The sequence below is a fragment of the Mycetocola saprophilus genome (genome assembly GCF_000718085.1).
Lineage (GTDB): Bacteria > Actinomycetota > Actinomycetes > Actinomycetales > Microbacteriaceae > Mycetocola > Mycetocola saprophilus.
In genome coordinates this window covers 1,159,716-1,174,698 of the sequence record NZ_JOEC01000002.1, presented here as the reverse complement: position 1 = coordinate 1,174,698, position 14,983 = coordinate 1,159,716, and the positions used below count along the sequence as shown (strand labels likewise).

10 protein-coding genes are annotated in these 14,983 nt (G+C 66.9%); 2 read left to right on the top strand and 8 right to left on the bottom strand.

Going from position 1 to position 14,983, the window contains the following annotated elements; all coding sequences use genetic code 11:
- Nucleotides 1-36: 36 nt before the first annotated feature.
- The 3 genes from IE92_RS0111160 to IE92_RS0111150 all read right to left on the bottom strand — a co-directional run bounded on the left by IE92_RS0111160 (nucleotide 37) and on the right by IE92_RS0111150 (nucleotide 8,321).
- On the bottom strand, nucleotides 37-7,176 hold the full coding sequence (locus IE92_RS0111160) for a DUF5979 domain-containing protein (RefSeq protein WP_030148579.1): 7,140 nt from the start codon (nucleotides 7,174-7,176) through the stop codon (nucleotides 37-39).
- Between the two features lie 215 nt (nucleotides 7,177-7,391).
- A complete protein-coding gene (locus tag IE92_RS0111155; RefSeq protein ID WP_156027514.1) occupies nucleotides 7,392-7,850 on the bottom strand; it encodes a hypothetical protein in 459 nt (152 codons plus the stop codon).
- Nucleotides 7,851-7,979: 129 nt separating this feature from the next.
- Nucleotides 7,980-8,321, bottom strand: a complete 342-nt coding sequence (locus IE92_RS0111150; protein ID WP_030148577.1) for a DUF732 domain-containing protein — start codon at nucleotides 8,319-8,321, stop codon at nucleotides 7,980-7,982.
- Between the two features lie 252 nt (nucleotides 8,322-8,573).
- On the opposite strand from IE92_RS0111150, the gene IE92_RS0111145 reads away from it, so the two are divergent.
- On the top strand, nucleotides 8,574-9,317 hold the full coding sequence (locus IE92_RS0111145; protein ID WP_051701583.1) for a DedA family protein: 744 nt from the start codon (nucleotides 8,574-8,576) through the stop codon (nucleotides 9,315-9,317).
- A 73-nt stretch (nucleotides 9,318-9,390) separates the two neighbouring features.
- Here IE92_RS0111145 and IE92_RS0111140 read toward each other — a convergent pair whose 3' ends face one another.
- The 5 genes from IE92_RS0111140 to IE92_RS0111120 all read right to left on the bottom strand — a co-directional run bounded on the left by IE92_RS0111140 (nucleotide 9,391) and on the right by IE92_RS0111120 (nucleotide 13,369).
- Nucleotides 9,391-10,299, bottom strand: a complete 909-nt coding sequence (locus IE92_RS0111140) for a cation diffusion facilitator family transporter (protein ID WP_030148575.1) — start codon at nucleotides 10,297-10,299, stop codon at nucleotides 9,391-9,393.
- Between the two features lie 93 nt (nucleotides 10,300-10,392).
- On the bottom strand, nucleotides 10,393-11,004 hold the full coding sequence (gene rdgB, locus IE92_RS0111135) for an RdgB/HAM1 family non-canonical purine NTP pyrophosphatase (RefSeq protein WP_030148574.1): 612 nt from the start codon (nucleotides 11,002-11,004) through the stop codon (nucleotides 10,393-10,395).
- On the bottom strand, nucleotides 11,001-11,744 hold the full coding sequence (gene rph / locus IE92_RS0111130; RefSeq protein ID WP_030148573.1) for a ribonuclease PH: 744 nt from the start codon (nucleotides 11,742-11,744) through the stop codon (nucleotides 11,001-11,003). Before rph ends, rdgB begins: the two co-directional genes overlap by 4 nt.
- Before the next feature lie 27 nt (nucleotides 11,745-11,771).
- The gene (gene murI, locus IE92_RS0111125) at nucleotides 11,772-12,638 is read right to left on the bottom strand and encodes a glutamate racemase (protein WP_051701584.1); all 867 of its coding nucleotides are present in this window, start codon (nucleotides 12,636-12,638) and stop codon (nucleotides 11,772-11,774) included.
- Between the two features lie 236 nt (nucleotides 12,639-12,874).
- The gene (locus IE92_RS0111120) at nucleotides 12,875-13,369 is read right to left on the bottom strand and encodes a hypothetical protein (RefSeq protein ID WP_030148571.1); all 495 of its coding nucleotides are present in this window, start codon (nucleotides 13,367-13,369) and stop codon (nucleotides 12,875-12,877) included.
- Between the two features lie 295 nt (nucleotides 13,370-13,664).
- Here IE92_RS0111120 and IE92_RS0111115 point away from each other — a divergent pair, with 295 nt between their 5' ends.
- Nucleotides 13,665-14,975, top strand: coding sequence for a nicotinate phosphoribosyltransferase (locus IE92_RS0111115; RefSeq protein ID WP_030148570.1), 1,311 nt, complete (start codon nucleotides 13,665-13,667; stop codon nucleotides 14,973-14,975).
- The last annotated feature ends 8 nt before the right edge of the window (nucleotides 14,976-14,983 follow it).

Here is a 14,983-nt window from a genome sequence, read left to right as displayed (position 1 = left end):
GAGATCAACTCCACCGCCCGCCGTGTTGTGTCCTACCTAGGCGAGGTCACCGGTTCCGCGGCGACGGATCTGCCGGATGCCCAGCAGCGCGCCGCCGAGCAGCAGACCCAGTGCGGCCATCAGCCAGCCCCACGGCGGGTTGGCGCCGGTGCCGCTCAGCTCGCCGCCCGGGGTGCCGGGGCCCGGCGGGGTGATGCCGGGATCCTTGGTGAACGTGTTGACCACGCTCAGGGCCACGTTGGTGCCCGATCCCACGGTCACCACACCCACGGCCGGGTCGCCGGCGTTCGGGGTGATCGCGGTCGCGTTGGCACCGCCGGTTACGGTTTCGCGCAGCTCGCACACGGCACCCGTAGGCAGCTGGGTGTAGGCGGCGGTCAGCCCGGTCGCGGCGGACAGCGTGCGGGTCGCGCCCTCGGGGATGGTCAGCGCGGTGCTGACACCGTCCCGGTCGAGGGTACAGGCCAGCGCCACCTGGAACTGAGCATCGGCGGCGGACGCGGCGTTATCACCCTCGACCGTCTTGGTGACGGTGATACCGCCCACCTCGAAGGTGTTGATCACGCGCAGCGCCACGGTGGTGCCCGATCCGATGATCACCGGCTCGGTCACCGCCGCCCCGTCGGCATCCACGATCTCACTCGTGGTGGCGCCACCGATCGCGGACTCGGTGAGATCACACGCGGCACCGCTCGGCAGACCGGCGAAGTCGGACTCGAAGCCGTTCTCGGTGCTCAGCTCGCGGGTGGCCCCGTCGGGGATGGCGATCGCCGCCCCGTCCAGGGTGCAGGCCAGCGCAACCTGGAACGGCCCGGTGCCCCACAGCTCGGCACCCGGTCCGGTGATCTCCTTGGTCACCCGCAGGCCCCCGGCGGCAAACGTGTTGATCGCGGTGAACTGCAGCGGCTCGCGCAGCGTTCCCACCGCAACCGCCGCGGCCTTGGTGTCCGGGGTGATGACCGTGGTGCTGGCCCCGCCGCTGTCGGTCTCATCCAGCTCACAGCGGGCACCGGCGGGCAGGGTGTCCACGATGATGTGACGCCCGGCGATGGCTTCGGCCTTGGTCAGGTGCAGCGCGCCGTCGTAGACCACGTCCGATCCCACCCGGCAGGTGAGCTCAAACACGAAGTCGGTGCCGTCATCCACGGCCGCCGCGCCGTCTCCCTCAACCCGCTTGAACAGGTCGATGGCGCCCAGCGGGAAGTTGTTGACAAAGCGGACAACTGCCGCGCGGGAGGGGGCCTCATCGGCGGTCAAGGTGACCGTGACGGTCGGCCCCTCGATGGTAACCGGTCCATCCACGCCCGGCGTGGTCACCGAAACATCCGCGCCGTGCGCATCGGTCTCGGTGATCTCACACACGCTGCCCACGGGCAGCCCGCTCAGGGTGCGGCGCTTCCCATCCGTCAGGCTAAAGGTCATCGGGGAGAGTTCGAATCCGGTGGCCACCACGGGCTTTCCGAGGAAGGTGCAGGACACCTCGAACGGGAAGGATCCGTAATCCAGCGGCTCACCGTTTTCATCCGATGCGCCGATCACCGTCTTGCTGACCTCGAGCGAGGTGAGGCTGTAGACGTTGGTCAGCGTGGCCAGCGGCAGCAGGCTCGGGGTGCGTTCGATCGTGACCGCGGGACCCGAGGTGTGAGAGGTTTCCCCATTGACTCCCGGGGCATCCACCAGCACACACTCGGCCCCGTAGGGGAACTGCTCCTCGAGGGTCACCGGCTTGCCGCCCTCCACGGTCACCGTGACCGGGGGCAGCACCGTTTCCAGTGCGGTGCCCTTCCCCACGGTGCACAGCACCTGCAGCTCGAAGGTCGCCGGGGCAAACGCCGCCGCATCTCCGGTCACCGTCTTCTGAACCGCGAGCGGACCCGTGGCGAGCGCAACACCCACCCGGCGTCCCTCGGTCGGCAGAACCGAGCCGATTCGGGTACCGGAGGCGGTAACAGTCTCGGCACCGATCGCGATGGTGTTCCAGGCGACGGTGTCCGAGGTCGCCACCGGCGAGAAGGCCGGCGTACGGGTCTGGAAGGTGTAGCCCAGGATGTCGCCGGGACGGAAGTGGTTTTCACCAAAGAGGAACACGGTCTTGATGTGCTTCACATCCGCGGCCGCGACCTCCGGGGTCAGCGGCAGCCAGGCCCCATCCGGGCATGCGGTCTGCGACGGAGACAGGTCCGCCACACAGGGATCCTGAGCCGAGGAGTAGTAGTACTCCACGCCCTCGGGGGTGCGGTAACCGTCCGCGGTCACCGGGGTCACCGGGCCCGTCCAGCTGGGCTCCCACTGGCTGCCACGGGGCAGCAGCACGAGCGCGCCCTGGTCGCCCGGGGTGGGCAGGCGGTCGATCGTGACCACCTTATCCATCTCCAGGGTGCCCGAGTTCTGGACCCGCTCACGCCAGGTCTCGGTGCCCAGCGGCTTGGTGATCGGCACGCAGTTGCCCGAGTAGTAGTCGTCCAGCGTCGGCGCGCACTCGGCGGCCGGGTTGGTCACGTCGGTGACACCCAGCGTGGTGTCGTCGGCCTTCACAAACTTCTGACCACGCAGCGCCCCGATCTCGGTCGGGTACACATCGGTATCCGCCACACAGGCGAAGACCTCGTGCTCCTCGCCATTACAGAACTGGAACGGCTGAGCGGCCTCGACCAGCACCGAGTTGGTCACGTGCTGCCCCGCCGAGATACCCGGGCGGAACATCATGTTCAGCGTGATCGTATAGGTGTCCCCGGGCATCAGTACCGTGCCCTTGGGGAAGGCGAAGCCGATGCTGGTGGGCTCACCGTCGGCGTTTTTCCCCTCGGTGATCGTGATCTGCGCGGGATCGGTGGGCATCGGCAGGTTCGGCGAGGGTGTGGCACCCGCGGGCTGGTAGCCGAACTCGTACCGCGGGTCGTCGCTGTCCTCATCAAAGATCAGCCAGGGCTTCCCGGTGGGATCGTTAGTGTTGATATCGGTGGGCAGGATGTCGGTGATCTTCGGGTCGAGGATCGCCCGTTCCAACCCGCTATTCGCCGGTGCCGGGTTCGACACGGTGAGGGTGAACGGGATGACCTGTCCCGGCAGCTGTGCCCCGATCGGCGTCTTCTTGACGCTGATCTCGGTCCCGCCGGCCTCATAGAAGGCCTGCGCGGTGGTCTCATGGGTCGCGGTCAGCGGGATCGATCCCGGACCGTTGACCGAGCTGGTGACCTCACCCTGCACGGAGTTGGTGAACACGCCACCGCCGCCGAACGGCCTGAGCTTCTCGCCCGGTGCCGCGGGCTGGGAGTCATCGGGAACCGGGACATCCGGGTTGGAGGCCAGGTAGGCGCGACGGTGCACGGTCAGCGGGATCTCCTGACGCGGGCTCGACGGGTTCTCCCACTGGGAGCCGTCGGTCCGGGTGAAGGTGAAGCGCAGTCCGCGCACGTCGGCCGCGGTGACACCCGCGGGCAGAGCCGGGGTGGCCGCCGGGGTGCCGAGCGTCCAGGTGGCACCGTTCAGACTCAGCGGGTTACCGCCGCCGGTGGTGTCATAGGTGCCGCCGACCAGCGCATCCACCTGCACCCGCAGGATGGGGGCGGTGAGCTTGAAGCCCGGCGCGAAGTCCACAAACCGGTAGGCGTTCCAGAACGTGGTGGTGTCATCGGTGACCACCATCTTGGCCGGACGCGCCGAACCGGTTGGGCGGGCCGAGAGGGTCATCGTGATCGAATCCCAGGGCTCATCCGCATAGCCGGGCTCATCCGGCAGGATCTGCGCGTACTGAATCTTCGGGTCGAATGACTTGGTGGTGGTGATGCCGATGTTCAGCTCGGCCAGCGCGATCTGGGCACTGTCCTTGGCGCTCACCTCGTGCACCCCGTTGACCCCGCCGGGATCGAGCACGGTGGCCGAGGCCTCGTTGCGCACCGGCGAATTCACCACGGTGACCGGGGCACCACCGTCGCGATGGGTGGCCCGCAGGCGCAGATCCATCGTCAGGGTGGACTTGCCGGCCGAGACGATGCGTCCGTGATGCGACACCTCGATGCCCACCACATCGGCCAGGTTTGCCGCACTCAGCGCCTTGGCCTGATCGATCGAGTAGGCGTCGATACCGCCCCCGGCGCGCGTGAGCTGCACCAGGGATTCGGCGGCAATCGCCCCGTCGGGCACGGTGATGCCCACGATCTTGGCCAGGTTGAACGTGTCAAACGGCTGGGTGGCACTGCCCGGTGCCGGGTCCACGATCTTCAGCGTGTCCACCTTGGCCACGGTTGCGTTGGTCGCGGTGATGGTCACTCGACCGCTGGGGTACGCGCTCTCCGGGGTGCCGGCCGGCGGGATGCCGATCGGTCCGCCGCTCCAGCCCTTGCTCACGGAGACGTTGAGCGGACGGTCGAGGATCGAGATCAGGTCCGAATCCTCATCGTGCGCGGCCACGGCCCCGCCGGTGATGCCACTGGCGCTGGCGATGTTGTTCACGTCGCCAGTGTCGGCGGTGTTGTAAAGCTCGCTACCCAGCACGGGCACGGCCGGAGAGGCCGGAACCCGCTTGGTGTCGCGCAGCTCCCACTCCAGGTCGATCTGACGGGTGTTTCCGTTTGAACGGGCAACCCCCGAGCCGACGGCCGGCGCATCCACGTCGGTCGCGGCCTCGCGGGCGGCGGTATTCTCGGCAAAGATCAGGCGCACACCCTGGGTCGAGGCCTGCTCGGCGGCGTTCAGCGCAATCTCGGGCAGCGATCCGGTGTAGGGCAGCGCGGTCGCGCCGGAGGCGGGCACCCAGGCACTCCCGTTCCACAGCTCCACCGCGGTGATCCGGTCATAGGCCAGCAGCGGATCCATGGCCGGGGTGATCGCCTTGATCTTCACCAGGTTGAAGGCCTGATAGGTGGTCTTCTCCACCGGGTCGGCCGGGCCGGCGTTCGGGGTCTGGCTCACGCGGGTATCGGCGATAACCATCTGCTCGTAGCCGCCGTGTCCACCGGTGGACCAGCTCAGGCGCGAGGTTGCTTGGTCTCCGGAGCGGGCGACCACGATCTGGTCGGCCGGGGCGATCCAGCGCTTGGTGAGGAAGTCATACTCCCCCGGGGTCGGCGCCAGAATCTCGATCGAGGGGCACGGGTTCAGCGTCGCGGCCCCCGCGGTGGCTCCCGGCGCGGTGGCCGAGGCACTCGAGCAGTTCTCGACGGTGATGTCGCTGCCCGCGGGCTTGGGAGCCAGGCTCTCCTTGAGCTCGGTGGTGATGTTCGGCTGCACCGTGGCCCCGGGCGCGAAGCCCGGCTCATCGCTGGTGAACTCGAACTGCAGGCCGCCGATCTGGTCGCGAATCGCCTCGGGAATCTCCATCGAGAACGAGGTGGCACCCACGACGTTCTCAGCCAGGACCACCCAGGTGTTGCTGACGGTGTCGAAGTAGCGCACGGTCAAGATGGCACCCGGGGGCACATCGGTCTTGGTAATCGCGGTCGGGCGGAAGTGATCCCACCAATCCGAGTCCTTGGGGGTTCCGTCGGCCTTGAGCTCGGGATCGTTAACCAGGATCTGGGTTGCGTTGGCGGTGGACCCCTTACCCACGGTCGTGGGGAGCTGGATCGTCGCCGTCTCCCCCTCGGTGCCCCAGATCTGTCCGGGGCTGATCTTCTTCTGGGTTTCCAGCTCGATCCGGTGCTCGTCCAGGGTCAGGGTGTCGGTCGCGGTGGCATCGGCGCTCTGGTCGCCGGCGGTGCCGGTCACGCCCACCACGTTGTCGATGGTGGTGTCCTTGGCCAGGCCCTCGGCGGCGGTGACCCCGAAGGTCAGGTTCGACTCGGCACCGGCGATAATCGGCTCGCCGGTGGTGTCGGTAAAGGTAATCTCGAAGTGCTTCAGCGATCCGAAGTCCACCGGCAGGGCCGGGAACTGGCCCCCGTTGGTCAGGGTCACGGTGACGCTCTGCTCGACACCGGCGCGGTCCAGGTAGACCAGGGTGATTTCACCGCTGTCGGCGCCCTGGGGGAACTCGACCGGCGAGGTGAAGCCGGTGAAGTCCAGGCGGGAATCGAAGTCGCCGGTGGCCGGCTCGCGAATGGTCAGCGTGGACAGCGGGGTATCTCCGGCGTTCGAGCCGGACAGGGACACGGTGGAGGCGCCGCCGGGCAGCACCACATCCGGGTCGAAGGACTTCTTGGCCGCCACACTCAGCGGCTCGGTGACTACCTTATAGGTGGCGTCATCGGTGTCGGTCGCGCGGTCGCCTCCGTTGGTGACGGCGGACTCGACGGTGTTTTTCAGGGTGATGCTCTCCTCGAGGTCGGCGACGTTCTCCCGCTGCTCGAGCTTCAGGGTCAGTCCGCCGGTGGCCCCCGCGGGAATCGTGGTTCCGTTCGGGCCGGTGAAGGTGACCCGGATTCCGGTGGCCGAGGCCGGCGGCGCATTCGGGGCACCGGGCTTGGTGGCTACCGATCCCTGGACCCAGGCGGTTCCATCCCAGTACTCCACCGTGGCGGTGGTGGCACCCTCGGGCCACTGCACCGAGTCGATCCCGGTGATGGCCAGGTAATCGAAGGGGTTACCGGTGGCACTCGGATCTGCCGGGTCGGTCAGGGTCAGGGTGTCCGCACCGGCGTTGGACTTATTCGCGCCCGAGAGGGTCAGCGTGGTCTCGGTGCCGGGCTTTGCCTGCCCCGCGGTGGGGTTGAAGGACTTGGTAGCGTCGGTGGCCAGGTGCTTTTCCAGCACGGGCTTCACGTTGGCGGTCGAGGTGACCTTGGTTGCGTTATCCGCGGTGACCTGGGCGGTGTTGGGGATGTTCACGCCGTTCTTCTCAAACGGCACATCCTCGCGCAGCTTCACGGTGATCGTGATCGTGGCGTTGGCGTTGTCGATCAGACCGATGACACCCTCGCTCAGCTGCTCATTGAAGACCACGCTGACGTTCTGCCCGTCGATGATCGGGGTCTGGAAGGGCGCATTGGCCACCACCACGTTTTGGATCTCAAACTCGGGCGGGATCGCGTCGGCAAAGACGGCGTTATTACAGCCCACATCGGTCAGGGTCGAACAGGCGACCTCGATCGTATAGGTCAGCGTCTCGCCGGGCTTGACCTGCTCGGCGGATGCGGTCTTTTTCACATCGAGCACCGCGGTGGGTGCCTCGGCCGCGAAGGTGGAGCTGGGTGTCCACACAAATCCCAGTGCGAGAAGCGCACCTAATCCCATTGCCATGCCCCGCATCCGCGAGCGTTTTTGTCCCCTGATCGGTGCCACCGAACTCCCCTGTCCTTTTGGTAAGACGCACAGTCTGGTCCCAGCATAGGAGTCGTGATTCAGGATAGACAACCGAATTTAACGCATGACGAGCGAATGACCCCCAGATGAGGGGCCCTTTTCTCACAGGAGTGCCCGGCGGAGTATGGAGCGTACCGCCGGGCATCGAACCCCTAGTCGAACTTCGGAGTGGTCGCCTCGCAGGTCACCGGCTTGCCCGGCTCCCCGGCGACCGCCGCGATCTGCCGCTTGCCATCCAGCAGGATCTGACAGGTGGCCCGCTGTCCCTCCCCCGGGGTCGCCACGATCGAGGCGGGCCGGGTCGCGGTCACCATCACCGTCTTCTCCCAGCGCGAGCTTCCCGGGGTCGCGGGGTCGGCCACCAGCGGCAGGTTCGGCAGGTCCTTGCTGACCGTGTCCTCGCCGCGCGTTTTGGCCTCGCCAAACGTCACCGCGGGCAGGCTCGGAGTTCCCTCACCCGTGACCGTGACCGCGTAGGTCACCGACCAGGCGTCGGCGGTGGAGTTCTTGATCGAGTCGACCAGGCCACACCCGCTCAGTCCCACACCCACGAGGGTCGCGGCTCCCAGGGCGATGCCGGTTTTTGCCCAAATTCCTGCGCTCTTCATCATGTTTCCTCCGTGTGTTCAACGTCTGAACATCACGCTATCGAGGCACAGGCACCCGGCGCTTCGGTCGCCGCGACGATGTTGGCGGCGGCAATATCGCTCGCTCGGAGGAGGGCTCTCCACCCAGCGGACCTACTTGGTGAGCGCCTCGCCCAGGTCGGGGCAGTAGCGGGCGGTCGCGGTGTCCATGAAGGAGTCGACGTCCTCGGCCGTGCGACCGTCCGCGAGGGAGTTCTGCTTATACTCGTCGGCCACCTTGCGCAGGCCCGACGCGTTATCGCGTTCCTTGTCCAGGCGCGAGCAGTAGTCCTGGGCGAACTCGATCAGTCGGCCGGTGGACAGGGTGGAGTAACTCTTGAGCGACTGGGCCCGTGCCGAAAACTCCCCGTTATTGATCGGGGCCGGTCCCTGGGCGCACCCGCTGAGCAGTGCCACCGCCAGAATGGTCGCCGCGACTGCGAACCTGTGCTTCATGATCGGGAACTCCCTTCTGAGTCAGTATCCTAATCCCCCGCGCGGCGACTCACCGTCACGGCGCGCAGCCCGGACGGTGCCGAAATCGTTACGGCATTCCCAGGCTCATCGCGTCCGGGGCACCCATCCATCATCCGATGGAATGATCTTGCGTCTCCCGCCCGTTGCGCTACCCTGTGGGCAGTAGACTCGGTCATGTCCCTTCACGGTGCGTCTGCGGGTGTGCCACCAACAATTCGGAGCCTTTCATCGATGCATACAGCTCTCATTCCCTGGCTTGACTCCAACGAAATCCTGCAGGCGGCCGGCCCCTGGGCCGTTCTGGTCGTGTGTCTCATCGTGTTTGCCGAAACCGGCCTGCTGGTGGGATTCATGCTCCCCGGCGACACCCTCCTGGTCATCACCGGCCTCACCAGCAACAACGGCACGAGCGATGGTCTCGGCATGCCGATCTGGTGGGTCGCGATTCTGATTGGAATCGCCGCGTTTATCGGCGGTGAGGTGGGATACCTGATTGGGCATCGCGCCGGCCCCAAGATCTTTGAGCGCAAAGAGACCGGTCTGTTCAGCATCGAGAACGTCAACCGGACCAATAAGTTCTTCGAAAAGTGGGGCGCGCTGGCGATCATCATCGCCCGCTTTGTGCCCGTCGTTCGCACCTTCGCCCCGGTCGCGGCCGGTGCCTCGCACATGAACTACCGCAAGTACAGCCTGTACAACCTGATCGGCGCGCTGATCTGGGGAACCGGGCTCACCTACTTCGGCTACCTGATCGGCTATATCCCGCCGGTGGCAAACTTCGTGAGCTCCTATATCGACGTGATCCTGCTGGCCGCCGTGGCCCTGTCGGTCGGCCCCGCCGCCGTGCACTACTTCATGGCGTTCCGCAAGAGCAAGCGTCTGGCCGCCGAGCGCCAGGTTGCCGAGAAGCTGGCCGCCGAAGAGGCGGCCGGCAAGCCCGCTCACGCCCCCGAGGACGAGGCCCCCTCGGCCTAGTTCCCACATATAAACGGCGCCCGCCGGATCCTTCCAGATCCGGCGGGCGCCGTTTTGTTCAGGGCGTGATTTCCTAGACGTGCACCTCACGCTCGTGCTCGGCGTGCTTGGGTGGTTCGATCTGGAAGGTCGAGTGCTCCACGTCGAAGTGGTCGTGCAGGCAGTCGGAGAGCCGGTCCAGCAGCGCCCCCACCTCCCCGCGTTCGAAGACCTCGTCCTCGGCCACCACATGGGCGGTGAAGACGTGCTCCCCCGAGGTGATCGACCACAGGTGCACATCGTGAACCTCGCGTACCCCGTCCGCCCGGGCGATGTGGGCACGCACGTCCTCAACCGAGGTGTCCACCGGGGTGGACTCGTTGAGCACACGCCACACATCGCGCAGCAGCAGGTAGGCGCGCGGCAGGATGAACGCGGCAATCGCCAGCGACACGATCGCGTCGGCGGGCGCCCAGCCGGTGAGCATGATGATGATCGCGGCCACGATCACCGCCACCGATCCCAGCATGTCGCCAAAGACCTCGAGGTAGGCGCCACGCAGGTTGATCGAGGACTTCGCCCCGGCCCGCAGGATCAGCATCGACACGATGTTGGCGGCGAGTCCCACGATGGCCACCAGGAGCATCGGCACCGGCAGAATCTCCGCCTCGGTGGGGGATGTCAGCCGCTGAATCGCCTCGAGGGCGATGCTGATCGAGACGCCGCAGAGAATCAGACCGTTGATGAGCGCGCCAAACACCTCCGTCCGGCGATATCCGTAGGTCGCACGGGCGGAGGCGGGGCGGGCCGCGAGGGTCATCGCGGTGAGGGCCACGATCAGGCCGATCAGGTCGCTGAGCATGTGCCCGGCGTCGGCCAGCAGGGCCAGCGAGCCGGTGAGCAGGCCACCGATGACCTCGGCCACAAACACCGTCGAAACGATGCCGATGACAATCAGGAGTCGTTTTTTGGACGTGGTTGCGGGTGCGTGATCGTGTGCCATGCCTCCACGCTACAAAGGCCATCCCGAAAGGGCTAGGCCGACACCGTAGATAGGAATGATAGCAGTTATCAATATCCGGCTGACCGGGGTTTTCTAGGCCCCGATCAGACCGTTCAGCACCGGAATCGCGCGCTCAAACGCGCGGGCCCGATGGCTCGCCTGGTTCTTCTGCTCGGGGGTCAGCTCGGCGGCCGAGACCTCAAACTCGGCGGGCAGGAACACGGGGTCATAGCCGAAGCCGTTTTCGCCCTGAGGCTCGCGGGCGAGGGCACCGGTCCAGATGCCCACCACCACGTCCTCGCTGGGCTCCGAGCCGTCCACGCCGGGGTTCACGATCGCGATGTTGCAGACAAACTGTGCGCCGCGGTGCTCGGGGGCGATATCGGAGAGCTGTGCGAGCAGCAGTTCGAGGTTCGCCCGATCGTTCTTGCCCGGACCCGCCCAGCGTGCCGAGAAGATGCCGGGGGCACCACCCAGCAGGTCCACGGCGATGCCGCTGTCATCGGCGAGCGCGATCTTGCCGGTGTGTGCGGCGGCCACGCGGGCCTTGATCAGCGCGTTCTCGGCGAAGCTGGTGCCGTCCTCCACCGGGTCGGGTCCGTCATAGGCGACGATGTTCAGTCCCGGCAGCGCGCCGCCGAGGATCTTCTGGAACTCCTCCACCTTGTGCTGGTTATGGGTCGCCAGGACCACCTCGATGCTCATCGCGCGCCACCCTCGAGGGCGGCGAACTGCAGCTCCTTGAGCTCGGCGGAGGAGGCCACGGCCAGATCCAGCAGCTTGTTCAGCTCGTCGCGGTCAAACGGTGCGCCCTCGGCGGTGCCCTGCACCTCGACGAAGCGGCCGTCGCCGGTGAGAACCACGTTCATGTCGGTCTCGGCGCGGACGTCCTCAACGTAGGCCAGATCCAGCATCGGCACGCCGTCGATGATGCCCACCGAGACCGCGGCCACCGAGTCGGTGAGCGGCTGAGCCTTGGGACCGATGTGCTTACGCTCGCGCGCCCACTCGATCGCCTGGGCCAGTGCCACGTAGGCGCCGGTGATCGCGGCGGTGCGGGTTCCACCGTCGGCCTGGAGCACGTCACAGTCGATCACGATGGTGTTCTCGCCCAGCGCCTTGGTGTTGATCACCGCGCGCAGGCTGCGACCGATCAGACGGGAAATCTCGTGGGTGCGTCCACCAATCTTGCCCTTGACGGCCTCGCGGTCGTTGCGGGAGTTGGTGGCCCGGGGCAGCATCGCGTACTCGGCGGTGACCCAGCCCTTGCCCTTCCCGGTGAGCCAGCGCGGCACACCCGGGGTGAAGGAGGCGGTGCACAGCACCTTGGTGTTGCCGTAGCTGATCAGCGCCGACCCCTCGGCCTGGGCGCTCCAGCCGGGCTCGATGGTGATGGTACGCAGCTGATCGGGGGTCCGGCCATCGGCACGGGTCGTGTTGCTCACGCGGAGCTCCTTCGGGTTGGGGCGAGCCTAGCTCGCGGCGGGGTTCTGAATGGTGGTTTCGCGCTGCAGGGTGCGCAGATCGCCGAGGTCGATGACCCCGGTCTGCACGAGGTCCACGTGTGAGATCTCGCGACCCACCAGGCGGGTGGCGAGCTCCAGGAACTCGCTCTCGCTCTGGCCGGTGGCCTCGTAGTGGTGCTGGGGCGGGGTGACCGCGGTGCGCTCCTGACCCATCGACACCAGCTGGCGGTAGACGTCGTTGGCGGTTTCCGAGTCGCTGGAGACCAGGGTCACATCCGGACCCATCACGTAGCTGATCGCGCCCTTGAGGAAGGGGTAGTGGGTGCAGCCGAGCACCAGGGTGTCCACGCCCGCCTCACGCAGCGGTCCCAGATACTCCTCGGCGACGGCCAGCACCTCGGGTCCGGTGGTGATGCCGTTTTCGACAAACTCCACAAACTTCGGGCACGCCTGGGTGAACAGCTCCAGCTCGGGGGCCGCAGCAAACGCGTCCTGATAGGCGCGGGAGCGGATGGTCCCGGCGGTGCCGATCACGCCCACGCGGTTGGTGCGGGTGACCCGCACGGCGCTGCGCACGGCGGGTTGGATGACCTCGATGACCGGGACCGAGTAGCGCTCGCGCGCATCCCGCAGGACCGCCGAGGAGGCGGTGTTGCAGGCGATCACCAGCATCTTGACGCCCTTGGCCACCAGGTCGTCCATCACCTCAAGTGAATAGCGACGCACATCCGCGATGGACTTGGGGCCGTAGGGAGAGTGGGCGGTATCCCCGACGTAGAGGATCTGTTCCCGCGGCAGCTGATCCTGAATAGCGCGGGCGACGGTGAGTCCCCCAACGCCGGAGTCAAAGATCCCAATTGGTGCATCATTCACACCCCCAACCCTACTACCGAGCCCCCGTCACCCTCGTGCACCGGGTCGGCGCGGGGAGCAGAAACGCCCCCGTTCCGGTGCCGGTTGTCGGACCAAAAAACACGGGGCCGGGGTGTCAGAGCACGCAGAAACGTCCCCGTCTCCCGGGCTGGTGCGCGGGAGACGGGGACGTCATCGGGACACCCCGAACCAACACCCGGCGGCCTCGTGAGCCGGGGTGCGGTAACTGCCGGGAACTACTCCGCGGGGGTGACGGGCACCGTGGCCACCGCCGCGCGACGGCGCGGTGCGATGGTCAGGATGACCCAGCCGATGATGCCAAAGAGAATGCCGACCCCGATCACAAATGCCGAGACCCCGTAGGACACCACCGAGGTGAACAGCGAGGTGCGCAGGAACGAGGCGTTCATGACGGTGGCACGCAGCGGGTCGTCCTTGTCCAGCTCGGCGTAGGTCTTACCGTCGGTCATGTTCTTGGCGTGGGTGCTGATGATGTCGGCCTGAGCAAACGCGGAGAAGGGGCCGGCCACGTCGGCGCCGCCGAGGAATGCCGCATCCTCGCTCACGGTGATCTTCTCGGCACGCAGCTGGCTGGTCACCACGCCCCAGACGGTTCCTCCGGCGATGATCATGATGGCGGCGGCCAGCAGGGCGATGAACCCCGCCCAGCGCAGCGCGAGGGCCTTGCCGGGGGTGATGCTCAGGGTGACGGGTGCTGTGGTTTCGGACATAACTGCTCCTTGTAGTTGGGAGATCGCGTTTATGACGCGATCCCGACGTGGTCTTTCGACCAACAATCGCCCCCGGAACTTGCCCGGGAACTGCGATGCTCACGGTGCGAGTAATTGCATGCTAACCGTGTGTTAGCCATTCCGTTTCGGTGATGACGCCCCCAGTATGGGGCACCTGTCGGATGGTGCGGATTTGTTCAATCCGCTGCATCGATTCGGGGTTTCGGCTCGGACCCGGGCGCGTATTCGTGCACCTCGGATGCGGAAAGGTTCACGAACTGGCTAGGCTGATGTTGTGAACACTTCAACCGCACTTCACACCGACCGCTACGAGCTCACGATGATCGATGCCGCGTTCGCCCGCGGTACCGCCACCGAGCACTGTCTCTTCGAGGTTTTCGCCCGCCGCCTCCCCGGCGCGCGGCGCTACGGCGTCGTGGCCGGCACCGGCCGCCTGCTCGAACTGATCCGCGACTTCCGCTTCGGGGAGTCCGAGCTGCAGTGGCTCAGCGACAACAACGTGGTCGGCACCGAGACCCTCGATTGGCTCGCCAACTACCGCTTCCGCGGCAACATCTGGGGCTATCAGGAGGGTGAGGTCTACTTCCCCAACTCCCCCATCCTGACCGTCGAGGCCAGCTTCGCCGAGGGTGTCATCCTGGAGACCCTGGCGCTCAGCGTCCTGAACTATGACAGCGCGGTGGCCAACGCCGCCACCCGCATGGTCACCGCGGCGATCGGCCGCCCGCTCTCGGAGATGGGCTCGCGCCGGGCCAACGAGGAGGCCGCCGTGGCCGCCGCCCGCGCCGCCTATATCGCCGGCTTCGGCGCGACCAGCAACCTCGAGGCCGGACGCCGCTGGGGGATCCCCACGATGGGCACCGCCGCCCACGCCTTCACCCTGCTGCACGCAAGCGAGGAGGAGGCCTTCCGGGCGCAGATCGACAAGCTCGGGACCAAGACCACGCTGCTGGTGGACACCTACGATGTGCACCAGGGTGTGGAAACGGCCATTCGGGTGGCCGGACCCGAGCTCGGCGCGATCCGTCTGGACTCGGGCGATCTGCCCACCCTGGTCACCGAGGTACGGGCCCAGCTCGACTCCCTGGGTGCCACCGGCACCAAGATCACCGTGACCAACGACCTGGACGAACACGCGATCGCGACCCTCGCCGCCTCCCCCGTGGACTCCTACGGCGTGGGCACCTCGGTGGTCACCGGGTCGGGCTCCCCCGCCGCGAGCATGGTTTATAAGCTGGTGGCCCGTCGCGGCGAGGATGGATCCTGGATTCCGCTGGCCAAGAACTCCGAAGGTAAGGCCTCGATCGGTGGTAAGAAGACCCCGATGCGTCGCCTCTCGGCCTCGGGCCGCGCCAACCAGGAGCGCATCTACATCGGTGACACCGCCCCCGAGGCGGACGCCGCCGAGCGCGCACTGAACGTGCCGCTGATCGTGGACGGTGTGATCGAGGAGCGCTACCTCGGCGCCGCCGGAACCGCGCTGGCCCGCGAGCACCGCGCCACCGCGGTGAGCGAGCTGCCGGCCGGAGCCTTCCGCCTGGGACGCGGCGACGCGGCGATCCCCACGGTTTTCATCGGCCACTAGCCGCGAAT